Here is a 16,833-nt window from a genome sequence, read left to right on the forward strand (position 1 = left end):
TGTATGCATATAATTAACAAGTGATGCTTTAATGTTCATATATAGCATGAGCTATACTGTATAGCAAAGGCAAACTTAATCTGTTTGTCGTCACCGCCGCGCCGTGCATGCCTATTTTGTTTATCAACGCCTTTGGTAACAATGCTATGCTTTACCTCGCCATCGCCGGTGATGGCCTTATGCAGCCGTACATCAAGAGGAAGGACTATGACCACCCCTGAAAAAGCGGATATGCCCGTCCGTACCACGCAACTTGTGGATGTGCAGGAACATGCGCAGGGTTTCCTTCAGGTCAGGGCAGCCCACCGTGCCGAGCTGATGGACGATTATGTGGAGCTGATCGACGATCTTATCCGTGATTTCGGCGAAGTCCGCCAGGTGGAATTGGCCGCGCGGCTGGGCGTATCGCAGCCCACGGTGGCGAAAATGCTGAAAAGGCTGGCCGCGGCGGGGCTAATCCGGCAATTACCCTATCGCGGCGTTTTCCTTACCCCCGAGGGTGAGGCGCTGGCGGCGCGCAGCCGGGAAAGGCACCAGGTGGTCGAGTCGTTCCTGCTGGCGCTGGGCGTCAGTCCGGAGACGGCGCGCCTGGATGCTGAAGGGCTGGAGCATCATGTCAGCGAGGAAACGCTGGCCATTTTCCGCGCGTTTACCGAACAGGCCGCCCGGCAAAAATAACGGCCTTCACCTTATCCATTCCTTCTGTGTGTCCCGCAGGCAAAAGACGCGGGAAAGCTCTGGTCTTTATTGGTTATGTTATGTTATAACATAACCAATAAACACGGACTTCTCCGCCCTTTTACCGACCACAATACTGATGGAGTGAAACATGCGTGCGACAGATAAGATGCCCGGCATAACCCGGATGGGGGAAGGGCGTGCATCGGTTCCCCTGCCGGTAACCGTGCTTTCGGGGTTCCTTGGCGCGGGTAAAACCACCTTGCTTAACCACATCCTTAACAATCGGCAAGGCCGCCGCGTGGCGGTGATCGTCAATGATATGTCGGATGTGAATATTGATGCGGCACTGGTGCGCGACGGCGGCGCCGAATTGTCCAGAACGGATGAAAGGCTGGTGGAGATGAGCAACGGCTGCATTTGCTGCACCCTGCGGGAAGATTTGCTGCTGGAAGTCGGCCGGCTGGCGAAAGAGGGCAAATTCGATCAATTGGTCATCGAATCCACCGGCATTTCCGAACCCCTGCCGGTGGCCGAGACCTTTACCTTTACCGATGACGACGGCCTGAGCCTGTCGCACGTCGCCCGCCTGGATACCATGGTCACCGTGGTGGATGCGTTCAACTTCCTGCGCGATTACGCTTCGCGCGACAGCCTGTCATCCCGGGGCGAATCCCTGGGCGCGGAGGACCAGCGCACGGTGGTGGATCTCCTGATCGAACAGATCGAATTCTGCGATGTGCTGGTGCTGAACAAAATCGATCTGATCGGCGAAGACGAACGCCTGCGCCTGTTGGCTATCCTGCGCGGCCTGAACCCAAGGGCAAAAATCGAAGCGGCTGAATTCGGCCGGGTGGCGCTGGATAGCGTCCTGAACACCGGATTGTTTGATTTTGACCAGGCGGCGCAGGCGCCGGGCTGGCTGAAGGAGCTGCGCGGCGAGCATACGCCGGAGACCGAAGAGTACGGCATTACCCATTTTGTCTATCGCGCCCGCCGGCCGTTTCATCCAGAGCGTTTCTACGCCTGGATTGCGAAGGATTGGCCCGGGGTGATGCGTTCCAAGGGTTTTTTCTGGCTGGCCACCCGTCCGGCGCATGCCGGTTCATGGTCCCAGGCCGGCGGCGTCAGCAGGCATGCTCCGGCTGGCTGCTGGTGGGCCGCCATACCCCGCGATCGATGGCCCGGCGATCCCGATACGCTGGCATTTATTCACGACAACTGGGTTGACGGGGTCGGCGATGCCCGTCAGGAACTGGTGCTGATCGGAATCGGCATGGATGAGGCGGGTTTAAGGGCAGGTTTTGACGCCTGTCTGCTGACCGATCGGGAAATGGCGCAGGGACCTGAGATGTGGTTCTGGTATGGCGATCCGTTTCCGCAATGGTCATAACCTGGCTTTGGCTGCTTTTATCGGGAAAAGCCCGCACTACTGATAAAGATCCCTGCTTATTTCGCCGGGTACGCGTATAATCGCCGCCCGGCGAATTAACCAGATAAAGAGTGCTTGTATGGCGTCCACCAGCCTGATCCAACCCGAACGCGGCCTGTTTTCCTATCCTCCTTATTGGGCGGAATGTTACGGCATCGCGCCGTTTTTGCCGATGTCGCGCGCCGAAATGGATCAATTGGGGTGGGACAGCTGCGATGTGGTGATAATCAGCGGCGACGCCTATGTCGATCATCCCAGCTTCGGCATGGCGATTATCGGCCGCATGCTGGAATCCCAGGGGTTTCGCGTCGGCATCATTGCCCAGCCGGACTGGACCAGCAAGGACGACTTTATGCGCCTGGGGCGGCCGAACCTGTTTTTTGGCGTCACCGCCGGCAATATGGATTCGATGATCAACCGCTATACCGCCGACCGCAAGCTGCGCCATGACGACGCCTACACCCCCGGCAACGTCGGCGGCAAGCGTCCGGACCGCGCCACCATGGCCTATAGCCAGCGCTGCAAGGAAGCTTACAAAGAGGTGCCGGTGATCCTCGGCGGCATTGAGGCCAGCCTGCGGCGCATCGCCCATTACGATTATTGGTCCGATACCGTGCGCCGCTCGGTGCTGGTGGATTCGAAAGCCGATATGCTGATCTACGGCAACGGCGAGCGGCCGCTGGTGGAGCTGGCCCATCGGCTGGCGGCGGGGGAGGCGATCGGCGCCATCAACGATGTGCGCAATACCGCCATTATGCGCCGGGAGCCGCTGCCCGGCTGGAGCGGGGTGGATTCCACCCGCCTGGACCAGCCTGGGCGCATCGAACCGATCCTTAATCCCTATGGCGACGACCTGCCCTGTGCCGACGGCGCGGCGCCGGCTCCGCAGGCCGGATCGGTAACGGTGCGCGCCGCCAAACCCAAGCCGTGGGAAAAAACCTACGTGCTGCTGCCTTCGTTCGAAAAAGTCAAAGGCGATAAGGTGATGTATGCCCATGCCTCGCGCATCCTGCATCACGAAACCAACCCCGGCTGCGCGCGGGCGCTGATGCAAAAACACGGCGATCGTTATGTCTGGATCAATCCGCCGGCCATTCCCCTGACCACCCCGGAGATGGACCAGGTTTTCGCCCTGCCGTTCCAGCGCGTGCCGCATCCGTCCTACGGCAAGGCGGCCATCCCGGCGTATGAGATGATTCACTCGTCCATCAATATCATGCGCGGCTGCTTCGGCGGCTGCTCGTTTTGTTCGATTACCGAACATGAAGGCCGTATTATCCAAAGCCGCTCGCAAGCGTCCATCGTGCGCGAGATCGAGGCCATCCGCGATACGGTGCCGGCGTTTACCGGCGTGATTTCCGATCTGGGCGGGCCGACCGCCAATATGTATATGCTGCGCTGTAAATCGCCCCGGGCGGAACAGACCTGCCGCCGCGCCTCCTGCGTCTATCCGGAAATCTGCCCGCATATGGATACCGATCATGAGCCGACCATCTCGCTCTACCGGCGGGCGCGGGCGGTCAAAGGCATCAAAAAGGTGCTGATCGCCTCCGGCGTGCGTTACGACCTGGCGGTGGAGGATCCGCGCTATATCAAGGAACTGGCGCTGCACCATGTGGGCGGCTACCTGAAGATTGCGCCCGAGCATACCGAGGCCGGGCCCTTAGCGAAGATGATGAAGCCGGGCATGGGCAGCTACCACCGCTTTAAGGCATTGTTCGATCGCTACTCCGCCGAGGCGGGGAAAAAACAGTACCTTATTCCCTATTTTATCTCGGCGCATCCGGGCACGCGCGATGTGGATATGGTCAACCTGGCGTTATGGCTGAAGAAAAACCGTTTTCGGCTCGACCAGGTGCAGAATTTTTATCCGTCGCCGCTGGCCAGCGCCACCACCATGTATTACACCGGCAAGAATCCGCTGGCCAAGGTGGACTATAAGAGCGAAGAGGTGGTGGTGCCGCGCGGCGATCGCCAGCGCCGCTTGCATAAGGCGCTGCTGCGTTACCACGATCCGGCCAATGCCGCGCTGATCCGCGCCGCGCTGGAAGAGATGGGACTAAAGCACCTGATCGGCGGCGGGGGCGAATGCCTGGTGCCTTCCCCGGCAGCGGGCGCCGGGGAACCGCGCGCCGCGCGCGGCAACGCGCGTCCCGCCCTGACCCGGCATACCGATATGGCGCGCCAGCGCGCGCCGGCGGCGTCCGGCCGGGCTACTTCAGCCAGCCGTTCTGATGGGCGGCGTCAAGATGGCGTTTCAGATGTTCCCAAAGGGCAGGGTAAACGTCGCCGATAAAGGCGTTGCGCGTCAGCACCTGCTCAAGCCGGATGCCGTTTTCCACCCAGCTTTGGCCGCGGTTATGCAGGTTCATCAGCACCGGCATCAGCCGGTCCAGCATCAGGGCAAACTGCGCGTTGGGCGTTTCGCCCGCCTCGTACTCCAGCCATAGCTGATGGAAATGCCCGCGTTGCGGCGTCGGCAGCAGGCCGAACAGCCGTTCGGCGGCCGCTTCTTCCTGGGCATGCACCGCCGCCCGCCCGACCAAATCGTAAACCAGTACATCGCCGGCGTCGATTTCCACGATATCGTGCACCAGCGCCATCTGGATCACCCGGTTGATATCGACGTTATCGTCCGCATAGGGCGCGAGCGCCATCGCCGCGACGGCAAAATGCCAGCTGTGCTCGGCGGTATTTTCCTGACGCTGGGTGCCCAGGACCTTGGTGCGGCGCTGAATGCTTTTAAGCTTGTCGATTTCCATTAAAAAAGCGATCACTTCGGTCAGTTCGCCGAAGGCGAGTTCAGGCGTTAGTTCAGACATATCAATTTTTAACCACGCTAGCGTAAAGCGCCACATTGTAGGCCAAACCGGCGGCAATTTCGAACGCTCTCTGCACGCCGTTTCCCATCGCCGCCGGGACGATACGGTGCGAAGCGCGCCGCCGCCGCCGCCGTCAGGGCGCGTTAACATTTTTTCAGCTTACGCGTGTACACTGGAATGGTTCTCAGCTAAGCTTGGTGCGGTTGGCGAAAATGATAATGAGTTAAGATTGAGGATGTATTACGTATGGCTAATAAGCTATTAGCTCAGGGATATTCACTGGCGGAAGAGATCGCCAACAGCATCAGTCACGGCATCGGCCTGATCTTCGGTATCGTCGGCCTGGTGCTATTGCTGGTGCAGGCCGGTCATGTCGGCGCCGACGTGACGGCCATCACCAGCTACAGTTTGTACGGCGGCAGCATGATTCTGCTGTTTCTGGCCTCTACGCTCTACCACGCCATTCCCCATCCGCCGGCCAAGCGCTGGCTGAAAAAGATGGACCACTGCGCCATCTACCTGCTGATCGCGGGTACCTACACTCCGTTCCTGCTGGTGGGCCTGGCGTCGCCGCTGGCCAAGGGCCTGATGGTGGTGATCTGGAGCATGGCGCTGCTGGGGGTCGTGTTCAAACTGGCGTTTGCCCATCGTTTTGAGGTGATATCGCTTATCACCTACCTGACCATGGGCTGGCTATCGCTGGTAGTGATTTATCAGCTGGCGCAGCGCCTGCCGGTGGGCGGCCTGACGCTGCTGGCGGTGGGCGGTCTGGTCTACACGGTGGGGGTCATTTTTTACGCCTGCAACCGTATCCCGTTCAATCACGCCATCTGGCATGGGTTTGTGCTGGGCGGCAGCGTATGCCATTTCCTGGCGATTTATTTGTATATTTAATGCCGCCCGGCGGCCGCGGATAACAGGGATAACGCCGTCAAAGTCACACGACACCCGGCGCCATGCCTATGCCGCCGGGCGCGTCGGTCACTTCCCGCTTAAAGGCGGCGGCGCCGGTTTGCTTTACTCGATTTCATAAGGCAGGGGCTGGATAGCCAGCGCGCCGGCGGCGTCGTCCTTGACCCGCAGCCGGCTATCCGCCGCCAGATCGTTATTCAGCACCGCCTGTACCCAGACGCTGCCGTCCTCCAGTTGCAGGGCGGCCAGTACCGTGCCGGTGCGGCGCCAGTTATCGCCCATTTGCAGCTCAAGGTCTTCTCCCGCCGCCGGCACGCGGCCGGCTTTACCGGCCAGCCAGTACAGCGCCCGTTTATTGGCGCCCCGGTATTTGGCGCGCGCCACCATCTCCTGCCCGGCATAGCAGCCCTTGGTAAAGCTGATGCCGCCGAGCGACTGCAGGTTGACCGCCTGGGGAATAAACTGCGCGCTGCTGACGCTGTCGATGACCGGCAACCCGGCTTCGATATTCAACGCCAGCCACTGACGGCTGTCGGTCAACTGTGCCTGGCCCTCAAGCTTGTGCAGCAGTTGCTCCAGGACGCCGGGGGTGGTGACCAGTAAAAAACGCTCCGCGGGCAGGCTGAAATGCAGGATCGACGTTTCACCGTCCTCCACCACCTGATGTTCGGCGTCGGGCAGGGCGGCAAACAGGCCGGCCAGGGCCGCGCGCGCCTGAAACCCGGCGACGCCCAGCAGCAGCGCGTCGTCGTCCGCCGTCATGGCGACCTTGGAAAATACCGCGTATTTTTTCAGTTCCGCAAGCTGGGCGTCGCGCACGCTGCGCCGCTCGATATAGGCCATGCCCGCGCCGCGATGGAATATACGCATATTGCTGTACATTTTACCTTTTGCATCGCAATGCGCGCCCAAGATATGCCGATCGCGCGCCATAGCCTCCACATCGGTGGTGACCTGGCCCTGCAGGTACTTAAGGGTATCCGGCCCGGTCAGCCCGACCAGCGCCCAGTCCTCAAGCGACATCAGCGTCAGGGGCAAATGGCTGGAGGGAGAAGGTAAACGCGGCGGAAAAGGAACTTTAGGTGTCATGCAACACTCCTATCCTGTAAGACAAAACAATAGCCTAATGGTAAAAGAGTCAAGAGGCTTTGCAAGTGGTTATTTCATCGGCGCTGTGCCGAAATGTGCGATGCGTGCCGGTAAAAAATTGCCGGAACATGTCGAAATGTGTCGTTTTATGTAATGCCAACCCGTGAAACGGGTTAAACTATGCCCTGGCCGGATGGAAATGAGGTAAAAGATACAAATGGATATCGTTAATAAAGCGCGCATCCACTGGGCCTGCCGCCGCGGCATGCGCGAGCTGGATATCTCCATAATGCCGTTTTTTGAATACGACTATGACACCCTTAGCGACGATGACAAAGCCTTGTTCGTCCGCCTGCTGGAATGCGACGATCCCGATCTTTTCAATTGGCTGATGAATCATGGCGAACCCCAGGACAGCGGATTAAAAAAAATGATAACCATGATACAACAGCGAAATAAAGCCCGTGGCCCTCTGGCGATGTGACATACGGGTCTCCTGGCGCACGCAGATTTTTTCGCTGGCGGTTCATGGGATCCTGACCCTAGTGATCCTGCTGTCGCCGTGGCCGGAAAATTACGGCCTGGTCTGGGTTACGCTGATAACGCTTGTGGTGTTTGAATGCATCCGCAGCCAGAGGAATATCATGGCCTGCCGGGGAGAGCTGGTGCTGCAAAGCGACCGGCATATCCGCTGGCATCAGCAGGAATGGTCGGTTGTGGGGAAACCCTGGCTGCTTAAAGGCGGGGTGCTGCTGCGCCTGCGCCAGGTGGGGGGCAAAAAAAAGCGCCGCCTGTGGCTGGCCGCGGACTGCATGGGCCAGCGCGAGTGGCGCAGCCTGCGCCAGGCGCTGCTGCACCATGGCTCACAGGAAACGCTGGATTAACGCCGGACCGGCCTTGGCGCAATGCTGAAGGCTAAAGCAGCGCCGCCATTTCGTTCAGGATCTGCTCGCACCACAGCTGCAGGCGTTCCTCGCTTAAATCGTACTGATTCACCTCATCCAGCGCCAGGCCGACAAAATGCTCGCCGTCGGCGGCCAATGCCTTTGGACTGGTGAATTCATAACCGGCGGTGGGCCAGAAACCGATAAAGGTGGCGCCCCGCGGCGCCAGCACATCATGCAGATAACCCAGCGCGTCCAGGAACCACTCGCCGTAGCCGAGCTGATCGCCCATGCCGTACAGGGCGATAATCTTGCCCGACAGGTCCAGATCGGACAACTGCGACCAGGCGGCGTCCCAGTCTTCCTGGATTTCGCCGAAATCCCAGGTGGGGATGCCGAGGATCAGCACGTTATACTCTGCCATGCGGCTTGGCGGCACCTCTTTGATATTATGCAGGTCGACCAGATCCGGACCCAGGATATCGCGGATTTTCTCCGCCGCCATTTCGGTATAGCAGGTACTGGAGCCATAAAATAAACCGACTTTCATCTTTACTCATACTCTTGACCTTCAATCTATGTCATCAAGTGTACCAGATTCACCGCGTAATCAGGCATAATGCAGGCATGAAAAACACCGGGGGCCCAGATGCAGCAGCAGAATAACCCAGGATCGAACAACCCCTGGATCGAGCAGTTTCTCGATGCCCTGTGGCTGGAGCGCAACCTGGCCGAAAACACCCTGTCGGCCTACCGTCTCGATTTGCAGGCCCTGGCCGATTGGCTGGCCGCCCGCCAGACGGACCTGCAAACCGCCGGCGCGGCGGATTTGCAAGCGTTCCTGGCCGACCGCCTGGAGCACGGCTATAAGGCCACCAGCTCCGCCCGCCTGCTGAGCGCCATGCGGCGCTTTTTCCAGTACCTGTACCGTGAAAAAGCGCGCGACGACGACCCCAGCGCCGCGCTGGCGGCGCCGAAGCTGCCGCAGCGCCTGCCCAAGGGGCTCAGCGAGGACCAGGTCGGCGCGCTGCTCAACGCGCCGGTGCTGGACCAGCCCATCGAAGTGCGCGACAAGGCGATGCTGGAGGTGCTTTACGCCACCGGCCTGCGCGTTTCGGAGCTGGTGGGCCTGACCATGAGCGATGTCAGCCTGCGCCAGGGCGTGGTGCGGGTTACCGGCAAAGGGGACAAGGAGCGGCTGGTGCCCCTGGGCGAGGAGGCGGTATACTGGGTGGAATATTACCTGGAGCACGGCCGTCCCTGGCTGATGAACGGCCAGAGCGCCGACGTCTTGTTCCCCAGCAACCGCAGCCGGCAAATGACCCGGCAGACCTTCTGGCATCGCATCAAGCATTATGCGATCCTGGCGGGTATCGACAGCGAGCGGCTCTCCCCCCATGTTTTGCGCCATGCGTTCGCCACGCATCTGCTTAACCACGGCGCGGACCTGCGCGTGGTGCAACTGCTGCTGGGCCACAGCGACCTGTCCACCACCCAGATTTACACGCATGTCGCAACCGAACGTCTTAAACTGATTCATCAGCAGCATCATCCCCGGGCCTGACGGGGATCAACGTATTGATCACCACCTGCGTGGCATAAACCAACAAGACCCATTTAGGATCAAGAGATAAGGACTGACAATGAAACCGAGCCTGGTATTGCTTTCTTTTGCGGCGCTGTCGCTTTCCCGCCTGGCCTGCGCCGATGACGCCGCCATTACGCACTCCCTGGCGCGCCTGGGGGTGCATCAAGCGGAAATCCAGCCCGCGCCGGTGGCGGGGCTGAAAACCGTGCTGACCGAAAGCGGCGTGCTGTATGTCTCCGACGACGGTAAACACGTCATCCAGGGTCCGATGTACGACGTCGGCGGCAGCCAGCCGGTCAATGTGACCAACCAGCTGCTGGGCAAACGGCTGGACGCGCTGCAAAACCAGATGATCGTCTATAAAGCGCCGCAGCAAAAACATGTCATTACCGTCTTTACCGATATCACCTGCGGTTATTGCCACAAGATGCACGAGCAGATGAAAGACTACAACGGGCTGGGCATTACCGTGCGCTACCTGGCGTTCCCGCGCCAGGGGCTCAATTCCCAGGCGGAAAAAGACATGGTCTCGGTGTGGTGCAGCGCCAACCCCAATGCCGCCTTTGATAAAGCCATGAACGGCGACCCGGTGCCCGCCGCCGCCTGCAATACCGATATCAGCAAACATTACCAGCTGGGCGTGCAATACGGCATCCAGGGCACGCCGGCGGTGCTGCTGGACAACGGCGCCATGGTGCCGGGCTATCAAAGCCCGAAGGAAATGGCGGCGATGCTCGATCAGCAGCAGGCGGGCGGCTGACGGCGGTGAAAATCAAAACCGAACTGCGCCGCCGCCCGCAGGCAAGCGCCGAAGGACTGCGCGAGATGGATATCCATCCTTTGCTGCGCCGTCTTTATGCGCAGCGCGGCGTCAAAGGCGCCGGCGAGCTGGAGCGCGGCGTCAAGGGGCTGCTGGCATATGGGCAACTGGACGGTATCGAAAGCGCGGTGGATCTGCTGGTACGCGCCCTGGCTGACGAACGCCGCCTGATGGTGGTGGGCGATTTTGACGCCGACGGCGCCACCAGCACCGCGCTGATGGTGATGGCGCTGCGGCAGATGGGCGCCGGCCATGTGGATTTCCTTGTGCCGAACCGGTTCGAGGACGGCTACGGCCTTAGCCCCGAGGTGGTGGTGCAGGCGCTGGCGCGCCGCGCCGAGGTTATCATTACGGTGGATAACGGCATCTCGTCGCATGCGGGGGTCGATCTGGCCCATCAACACGGCATCCCGGTGCTGGTGACCGACCACCACCTGCCCGGCGACACCCTGCCGGACGCCGACGCCATCGTTAATCCCAACCTGGCCGGCTGCGCTTTCCCCTCTAAATCCCTGGCCGGGGTCGGCGTGGCGTTTTACCTGATGCTGGCGCTGCGCGCCCGGCTTAACGACAGCGGCTGGTTTGCGCAAAAAAATATCCCGGTGCCCAAACTTGCCGAACTGCTGGATCTGGTGGCGCTGGGCACCGTTGCCGACGTGGTTCCGCTGGACGCCAATAATCGCATTCTCGTGCACCAGGGCATCAGCCGCATCCGCGCCGGCCGCTGCCGTCCCGGTATCCGGGCGCTGGCGGAGGTCGCCAACCGCGATACCGCCAGGCTCAGCGCCGGCGATCTGGGTTTTGCCCTCGGGCCGCGGCTTAACGCCGCCGGCCGGCTGGACGATATGTCGGTGGGCGTGGCGCTGCTGCTGACCGACGACCTGGCGCAGGCGCGCGGGCTTGCCGGTGAACTGGACGCCCTTAACCAGACCCGGCGCGAAATCGAGCAGGGCATGGAAGTGGAGGCGCTGGCGCTGTGCGGCCAGATGGAGCTGAACCAAAACGAAATGCCCTATGGCCTGGCTATCTACCACGCCGAATGGCACCAGGGCGTGGTGGGCATCCTGGCCTCGCGCATCAAGGAGCGTTTCCACCGCCCGGTCATCGCCTTCGCCCCGGCGGGCGACGGCATCCTGAAAGGCTCGGGCCGCTCGGTGGCGGGCCTGCATATGCGCGACCTGCTCGAAAGACTCGATACGCTGCATCCCGGCATGATCATGAAATTCGGCGGCCATGCCATGGCGGCCGGCCTGTCCCTGGACGCCTCGCAGTTTGAGCCTTTTCGCCTGCGTTTTGCCGAACTGGTCAACGAATGGCTGGATCCGGCGCTGCTTGACGGCATTATCTGGTCCGACGGCGAACTGGGCGGCGGCGAACTGTCCCTGGCCACCGCCGAAATCCTGCGCGACGGCGGCCCCTGGGGCCAGGCTTTTCCGGAACCGCTGTTCGACGGCAAATTCCGCGTGCTGCAACAAAAGCTGGTGGGAGACAAGCACCTGAAGCTGATGGTCGAACCGGTGGCCGGCGGTCCGCTGCTGGACGGCATTGCCTTTAATGTCGATAACACCCTCTGGCCCGACAACAGCGTGCGTCTGGTGGAACTCGCCTACAAGCTGGACGTGAACGAATATCGCGGCAACCGCACGGTGCAATTATTAATCCAGCATCTCTGGCCGCTGTAAGCGCAATATGCTACACACCGGGGTGCGGATCCGTTAGAATACCGGGCTTATATGCCTATCTTTTCTTTACGAGCTAACTGAACTCATGTTTGAAATTAATCCGGTAAAAAACCGCATCCAGGACCTGTCTGAACGGACGGAAGTTCTCAGGGGGTATCTTTGACTACGATCTCAAGCGCGAACGCCTGGAAGAAGTCAACGCCGACCTGGAACAGCCCGATGTCTGGAACGACCCCGAGCGCGCCCAGGCCTTAGGCAAGGAACGCGCCTCCCTTGAAGCCATCGTCGACACCATCGATCAGATGACCCGCGGACTGGACGACGTGTCCGGCCTGCTGGAACTGGCGGTGGAGGAAGACGACGAGGAAACCCTTAACGACACTATCGCCGAGCTCGATCAGCTGGAGGCCAAACTGGCCCAGCTGGAGTTCCGCCGCATGTTCTCGGGCGAATACGACAGCGCCAACTGCTACCTGGATATCCAGGCCGGATCCGGCGGCACCGAAGCCCAGGACTGGGCCAGCATGCTGCTGCGCATGTACCTGCGCTGGGCCGAGGCCCGCGGCTTTAAAACCGAAATTATCGAACAATCCGATGGCGAAGTGGCCGGCATTAAATCGGTCACCATCAAGGTCATCGGCGAATACGCCTTCGGCTGGCTGCGCACCGAAACCGGCGTGCACCGCCTGGTGCGCAAAAGCCCGTTCGACTCCGGCGGCCGCCGCCATACCTCGTTCAGCTCCGCCTTTGCCTACCCGGAAGTGGATGACGATATCGATATCGAAATCAATCCGGCGGACCTGCGCATCGACGTCTACCGCGCCTCCGGCGCCGGCGGCCAGCATGTAAACCGCACCGAGTCCGCGGTGCGTATTACCCATTTGCCGACCAATATCGTCACCCAGTGCCAGAACGACCGCTCGCAGCATAAAAATAAAGAACAGGCGATGAAGCAGTTAAAGGCCAAGCTGTACGAGTTTGAACTGCAGAAGAAAAATGCCGAAAAGCAGGCGCTGGAAGACACCAAGTCCGATATCGGCTGGGGTAGCCAGATCCGTTCTTACGTCCTGGACGATTCCCGTATCAAGGATTTGCGCACCGGCGTGGAAACACGCAATACGCAGGCGGTACTGGATGGCGATCTGGATAAATTTATCGAAGCAAGCCTTAAAGCCGGGCTATGAGGAACCAAGATGTCTGAATCACAATCACAGGGCGGTGCCCCGCAGGCGACGGATGTCAATAACGAACTCGCGGCGCGCCGTGAAAAACTGGCGCTGCTGCGGGCGCAGGGCAATGCTTTTCCCAACGATTTTCGCCGCGACGCCACGTCCGATACGCTGCATGCCGCCTATGACGATCACAGCAACGAACAACTACAGGAACTGGGCCTCGAGGTCAGCATCGCCGGGCGCATGATGACCCGCCGTATCATGGGCAAGGCGTCTTTTGTGACCCTGCAGGACGTCGGCGGCACCATCCAGCTGTACGTCGCCCGCGACGAACTCCCCGAAGGCCTGTATAACGACCAGTTCAAAAAATGGGACCTGGGCGATATTCTCGGCGCGCGCGGCAAAGTCTTCAAGACCAAGACCGGCGAACTGTCGATCCACTGCACCGAACTGCGCCTGCTGACCAAGGCCCTGCGCCCGCTGCCGGATAAATTCCACGGACTGGTGGATCAGGAAAGCCGCTATCGCCAGCGCTACCTGGACCTGATCGCCAACGACGAATCCCGCCATACCTTTAAAGTGCGCTCGCAGATCATGGCGGAAATCCGCCGCTTTATGGTGGATAAAGGCTTTATGGAAGTGGAAACGCCGATGATGCAAAGCATCCCCGGCGGCGCCGCCGCCCGGCCGTTTGTTACCCACCATAATGCGCTGGATATAGATATGTTCCTGCGCATCGCGCCTGAACTGTACCTCAAGCGCCTGGTGGTCGGCGGGTTTGAACGGGTGTTCGAGATCAACCGCAACTTCCGCAACGAGGGCATTTCGCCGCGCCATAATCCCGAGTTCACCATGATGGAACTCTATATGGCCTATGCGGATTATCGCGATCTCATCGTGCTGGTGGAAGAGCTGTTCCGCACCCTGACCGAGCGGGTATTGGGCACAAGCGTCATACAGTATGGCGACCAGACCTTTGATTTCGGCAAACCCTTTACCCAGATGACCATGCGCGAAGCCATCTGCCATTACCGCCCGGAAACCGTTGCCGCCCATCTGGACGATTTGGAACAGGCCAGCGCCATCGCCGCGTCGCTCGGCATCAAGATCGAAAAAAGCTGGGGCCTGGGCCGTATCCAGACCGAGATTTTTGAAGAAACCGCCGAAAGCCACCTGATTCAGCCGACCTTTATCACCGAATACCCGGCCGAGGTCTCGCCGCTGGCGCGCCGTAACGATGAAAACCCGTTCTTCACCGACCGGTTTGAGTTCTTTATCGGCGGCCGCGAAATCGGCAACGGCTTCTCGGAGCTGAACGACGCCGAAGACCAGGCGGCGCGTTTTGCCGAACAGGCCAGCGCCAAGGATGCCGGCGACGACGAAGCCATGTTCTACGACGAGGACTACGTTATCGCCCTCGAACACGGCATGCCGCCGACGGCGGGACTGGGCGTGGGTATCGACCGCATGATGATGCTGTTTACCAACAGCCACACCATCCGCGACGTGATCCTGTTCCCGGCGCTGCGCCCGCAGAAATAACGAGCCGGTACCCCAGCCGGTCAATGACCTGGGCCGGCGGGCTTAACGCCCCGCAGGCAGCAGCTAAACGGCGCCTTGAATGTTGGTTGCGCGCCAATATTCCGGGGCGCCGTTTTTTATTAGGGGATAACCGCTTAAAACTCACGCAGTTAATCGCCGCACCGCTTGCCAGGCACCGGCATAAGGTTATAATGCCTCTCGCGCTTTCCCCGAGCGCGGCCGTGCGGGTGTAGTTCAATGGTAGAACGGCAGCTTCCCAAGCTGCATACGAGGGTTCGATTCCCTTCACCCGCTCCAAAAAATATATCTGCATCTCGCTTCTCCTCTTACTCTCCAGGCTTTGTTTGCACCCTTGTATAGATTGTCAAAAACGGCGAACCGGGCCACACGCGAATGATGAAACGATCAGGGCTATAGCTAACGCTGGTTTAGCTTGCCCGACAGCACGACGCATCAGCGTCGCTCACCGCCATAACGGGAATGACAAGCACCTGTTCAAATGGATATGGTTGTTCCAGCGTGAAGGATGGGTCTTAAATTCCGGCACGACACGGTCGAAGTCTATAGAGGAATATGATAAATCGTCTTGGTCGCATAGACTGAAACGTCCGAATTGATGAAATGTTCGCTTGCACGCGCCCATGAAAAGCATTGATGAATAACCTAAAGGCGTAGTTTGCGAACACATGCTGCCTATTCTCCAGTCGCATGGTTAAACAATACTAACATTATCATAATCGCTATTTTTAAATGCAGCAGCATAATAATGTATTATTATCCCTTTTCTAAACTAAAACGCATTCTGTTTAAACTGGCGTTATTGTAATCACACTGTATTTACTTAAGATATGTGTATATTTTTTATAAGCATGATAGTACAAATGATTGTAATTTATAACGCTATTTATTCTCACCGTTATAATCTAAGCATTGTCCTGCAACGATGGCCTTGATGTGCTTGCAGACAATATTCGCAGGTTAACTGCCGGGAACGAGCAAGGGTGTCTGCTCCCGTAAACTGCAATAGTGAGTTGATAAACTGGGGATTAAACCGTAATCACGCGGCGTAGGAAAACACACCCTTAAAAAAGCCATTAAAAGGGAATCGTAAATTTTCTACCTAATAACCCGCACCGGAAGGCGTGTCTTATGCTTATTGGAATTGATTGAGGTATACAGGGATGAATTGTATCCAATATAACTTTCTGATCCACGCCTTTAGATCTGGCGTTTTCTTCTTGGTTGTTCAACATTCAGCGCTTGCGTTAGCCAGTATACACGCATTCCCGACAAAGGACATTTCTGCTTCGTTTGACGCTCAGGAGCAAACTCGGCACTTGGAGTGGGAACGGGTTTTTCAGCAGCATTTGTTTCCGAAAAGAGACATTCGGCTCACCCGCGCAAATGTTTTATTGCCTGATTACCCAGCTAATGAATCTCCTTGTTTCACTATCAACACCATCAAATTAGAAGGGGATACCGCCAGACATTTTCAATGGGCGCTTGACGCTGCCAAAAAAGCGAAAGGACCTTGCTTGGAAGCAAAGGGCAGCCGGCTGGCTATCGACAAAATACAAAATACAAAATAGATCATGGGCATGTGACCACGCGCGTTATGGCGCAGAATCAAGATATTACTCAAGGGATGTTGGCGCTAACGCTTCAGCCCGGACGCATTGCTAAAATCCAGTTTGTCGGGCCGTGTCTTACCGCGCCAGATTATGGAATGCCATGCCGTCAGTTACAGGAGATATCCTTAACCTGCGCGATATCGAACAAGCGTTGGAGAATTTTACCGATGTGTACAACGCTAATGCCGATATCAAAGATTATACCTGGTGATCGGGACGTTACCAGCGATTGACGAAACAGGATTGTCTGGCGCTACACCATCCGTGGATTTGCAGGGGAAAAAAAATATCCGGCGACAAAGGCATTACCTGGCGCAATAAGTTGGCTTGAAATCCATGGTCGCGTGGTCAAAAACTCCATTGGGCGTTGGATTATGGTCGTGCGGATGGTCTCGGCACCCGCTATTTGGCAGAACATCAACTGGCTGGCGGCGCCTTAGGTCTGCGGGGCGCATTGTGGAAGTGTCTTAGTTTTGATTTTTTTGCCGGCGTCCCGCTGGTTAAGCCGGATAAGTTCCATACCTCCGGCCTCACCAGCGGTTTTAGCATCAATGTAGAACTATAAAGGTCAATGTTAGTAC

Annotated in this window: 17 protein-coding genes and 1 tRNA gene; 15 read left to right on the forward strand and 3 right to left on the reverse strand. The window is 58.6% G+C overall.

Annotated elements, in window-relative coordinates; translation table 11 throughout:
• Window positions 1-207: 207 nt before the first annotated feature.
• The 3 genes from mntR (at window position 208) to ACL2XN_RS22225 (ending at window position 4,406) form a co-directional block, all read left to right on the forward strand.
• Window positions 208-678, forward strand: a complete 471-nt coding sequence (mntR, locus tag ACL2XN_RS22215; RefSeq protein WP_410013605.1) for a manganese-binding transcriptional regulator MntR — start codon at window positions 208-210, stop codon at window positions 676-678.
• 187 nt (window positions 679-865) lie between these two features.
• Window positions 866-2,071: a zinc metallochaperone GTPase ZigA gene (gene zigA / locus ACL2XN_RS22220; RefSeq protein ID WP_413731016.1), complete on the forward strand. Its 1,206-nt coding sequence runs from the start codon at window positions 866-868 to the stop codon at window positions 2,069-2,071.
• A 118-nt stretch (window positions 2,072-2,189) separates the two neighbouring features.
• Window positions 2,190-4,406 carry a YgiQ family radical SAM protein gene (locus ACL2XN_RS22225; RefSeq protein WP_413729489.1) on the forward strand — a complete coding sequence of 739 codons (2,217 nt, stop codon included), beginning with the start codon at window positions 2,190-2,192 and terminating at the stop codon, window positions 4,404-4,406.
• Here ACL2XN_RS22225 and ACL2XN_RS22230 read toward each other — a convergent pair.
• Window positions 4,324-4,932 (reverse strand): HD domain-containing protein, encoded by a 609-nt coding sequence (locus ACL2XN_RS22230; protein ID WP_413721410.1) that lies wholly within the window; start codon window positions 4,930-4,932, stop codon window positions 4,324-4,326. The two genes, ACL2XN_RS22225 and ACL2XN_RS22230, sit on opposite strands and share 83 nt — an antisense overlap.
• Before the next feature lie 246 nt (window positions 4,933-5,178).
• Here ACL2XN_RS22230 and trhA point away from each other — a divergent pair, with 246 nt between their 5' ends.
• Complete coding sequence (gene trhA, locus ACL2XN_RS22235; protein ID WP_410013608.1) at window positions 5,179-5,826, forward strand: PAQR family membrane homeostasis protein TrhA; 648 nt, start codon at window positions 5,179-5,181, stop codon at window positions 5,824-5,826.
• A gap of 123 nt (window positions 5,827-5,949) precedes the next feature.
• Here the strand turns inward: trhA and ygfZ are convergent, their stop codons facing one another.
• Window positions 5,950-6,933, reverse strand: coding sequence for a tRNA-modifying protein YgfZ (gene ygfZ, locus ACL2XN_RS22240; protein ID WP_413729490.1), 984 nt, complete (start codon window positions 6,931-6,933; stop codon window positions 5,950-5,952).
• Between ygfZ and ACL2XN_RS22245 the strand changes: the two genes are divergently transcribed.
• The 3 genes from ACL2XN_RS22245 to ACL2XN_RS22255 all read left to right on the forward strand — a co-directional run bounded on the left by ACL2XN_RS22245 (window position 6,932) and on the right by ACL2XN_RS22255 (window position 7,817).
• Window positions 6,932-7,087, forward strand: coding sequence for a hypothetical protein (locus ACL2XN_RS22245; RefSeq protein ID WP_410013610.1), 156 nt, complete (start codon window positions 6,932-6,934; stop codon window positions 7,085-7,087). The two genes, ygfZ and ACL2XN_RS22245, sit on opposite strands and share 2 nt — an antisense overlap.
• A gap of 63 nt (window positions 7,088-7,150) precedes the next feature.
• Window positions 7,151-7,417 carry an FAD assembly factor SdhE gene (sdhE, locus tag ACL2XN_RS22250; protein WP_410013611.1) on the forward strand — a complete coding sequence of 89 codons (267 nt, stop codon included), beginning with the start codon at window positions 7,151-7,153 and terminating at the stop codon, window positions 7,415-7,417.
• Window positions 7,398-7,817 (forward strand): protein YgfX, encoded by a 420-nt coding sequence (locus ACL2XN_RS22255; protein ID WP_410013612.1) that lies wholly within the window; start codon window positions 7,398-7,400, stop codon window positions 7,815-7,817. Before sdhE ends, ACL2XN_RS22255 begins: the two co-directional genes overlap by 20 nt.
• 31 nt (window positions 7,818-7,848) lie before the next feature.
• On the opposite strand, the gene fldB is transcribed toward ACL2XN_RS22255, so the two are convergent.
• The gene (gene fldB / locus ACL2XN_RS22260) at window positions 7,849-8,367 is read right to left on the reverse strand and encodes a flavodoxin FldB (RefSeq protein ID WP_413729491.1); all 519 of its coding nucleotides are present in this window, start codon (window positions 8,365-8,367) and stop codon (window positions 7,849-7,851) included.
• Window positions 8,368-8,466: 99 nt separating this feature from the next.
• Between fldB and xerD the strand changes: the two genes are divergently transcribed.
• The 8 genes from xerD (at window position 8,467) to ACL2XN_RS22300 (ending at window position 16,463) form a co-directional block, all read left to right on the forward strand.
• Window positions 8,467-9,381: a site-specific tyrosine recombinase XerD gene (xerD, locus tag ACL2XN_RS22265; RefSeq protein WP_410013614.1), complete on the forward strand. Its 915-nt coding sequence runs from the start codon at window positions 8,467-8,469 to the stop codon at window positions 9,379-9,381.
• Window positions 9,382-9,460: 79 nt separating this feature from the next.
• A complete protein-coding gene (dsbC, locus tag ACL2XN_RS22270; RefSeq protein ID WP_410013615.1) occupies window positions 9,461-10,165 on the forward strand; it encodes a bifunctional protein-disulfide isomerase/oxidoreductase DsbC in 705 nt (234 codons plus the stop codon).
• Between the two features lie 5 nt (window positions 10,166-10,170).
• A complete protein-coding gene (recJ, locus tag ACL2XN_RS22275) occupies window positions 10,171-11,907 on the forward strand; it encodes a single-stranded-DNA-specific exonuclease RecJ (protein ID WP_413721406.1) in 1,737 nt (578 codons plus the stop codon).
• Window positions 11,908-11,992: 85 nt separating this feature from the next.
• Window positions 11,993-13,091, forward strand: a protein-coding gene (gene prfB, locus ACL2XN_RS22280) for a peptide chain release factor 2 (protein ID WP_410013617.1) whose coding sequence is annotated in 2 segments (ribosomal slippage) — window positions 11,993-12,067 and window positions 12,069-13,091 — 1,098 coding nt in all. Because the reading frame shifts where the segments join, the coding sequence is not laid out codon by codon here.
• A gap of 9 nt (window positions 13,092-13,100) precedes the next feature.
• On the forward strand, window positions 13,101-14,621 hold the full coding sequence (gene lysS, locus ACL2XN_RS22285) for a lysine--tRNA ligase (RefSeq protein ID WP_413729492.1): 1,521 nt from the start codon (window positions 13,101-13,103) through the stop codon (window positions 14,619-14,621).
• A 223-nt stretch (window positions 14,622-14,844) separates the two neighbouring features.
• Window positions 14,845-14,918: transfer RNA gene (locus tag ACL2XN_RS22290), tRNA-Gly, on the forward strand.
• An 884-nt stretch (window positions 14,919-15,802) separates the two neighbouring features.
• Window positions 15,803-16,210, forward strand: a complete 408-nt coding sequence (locus ACL2XN_RS22295) for a hypothetical protein (RefSeq protein ID WP_413721404.1) — start codon at window positions 15,803-15,805, stop codon at window positions 16,208-16,210.
• 142 nt (window positions 16,211-16,352) lie between these two features.
• Window positions 16,353-16,463, forward strand: coding sequence for a POTRA domain-containing protein (locus ACL2XN_RS22300; RefSeq protein ID WP_413721403.1), 111 nt, complete (start codon window positions 16,353-16,355; stop codon window positions 16,461-16,463).
• The last annotated feature ends 370 nt before the right edge of the window (window positions 16,464-16,833 follow it).

It is taken from the genome of Sodalis sp. RH22, assembly GCF_047324165.1.
Classification (GTDB): domain Bacteria; phylum Pseudomonadota; class Gammaproteobacteria; order Enterobacterales; family Enterobacteriaceae; genus Acerihabitans.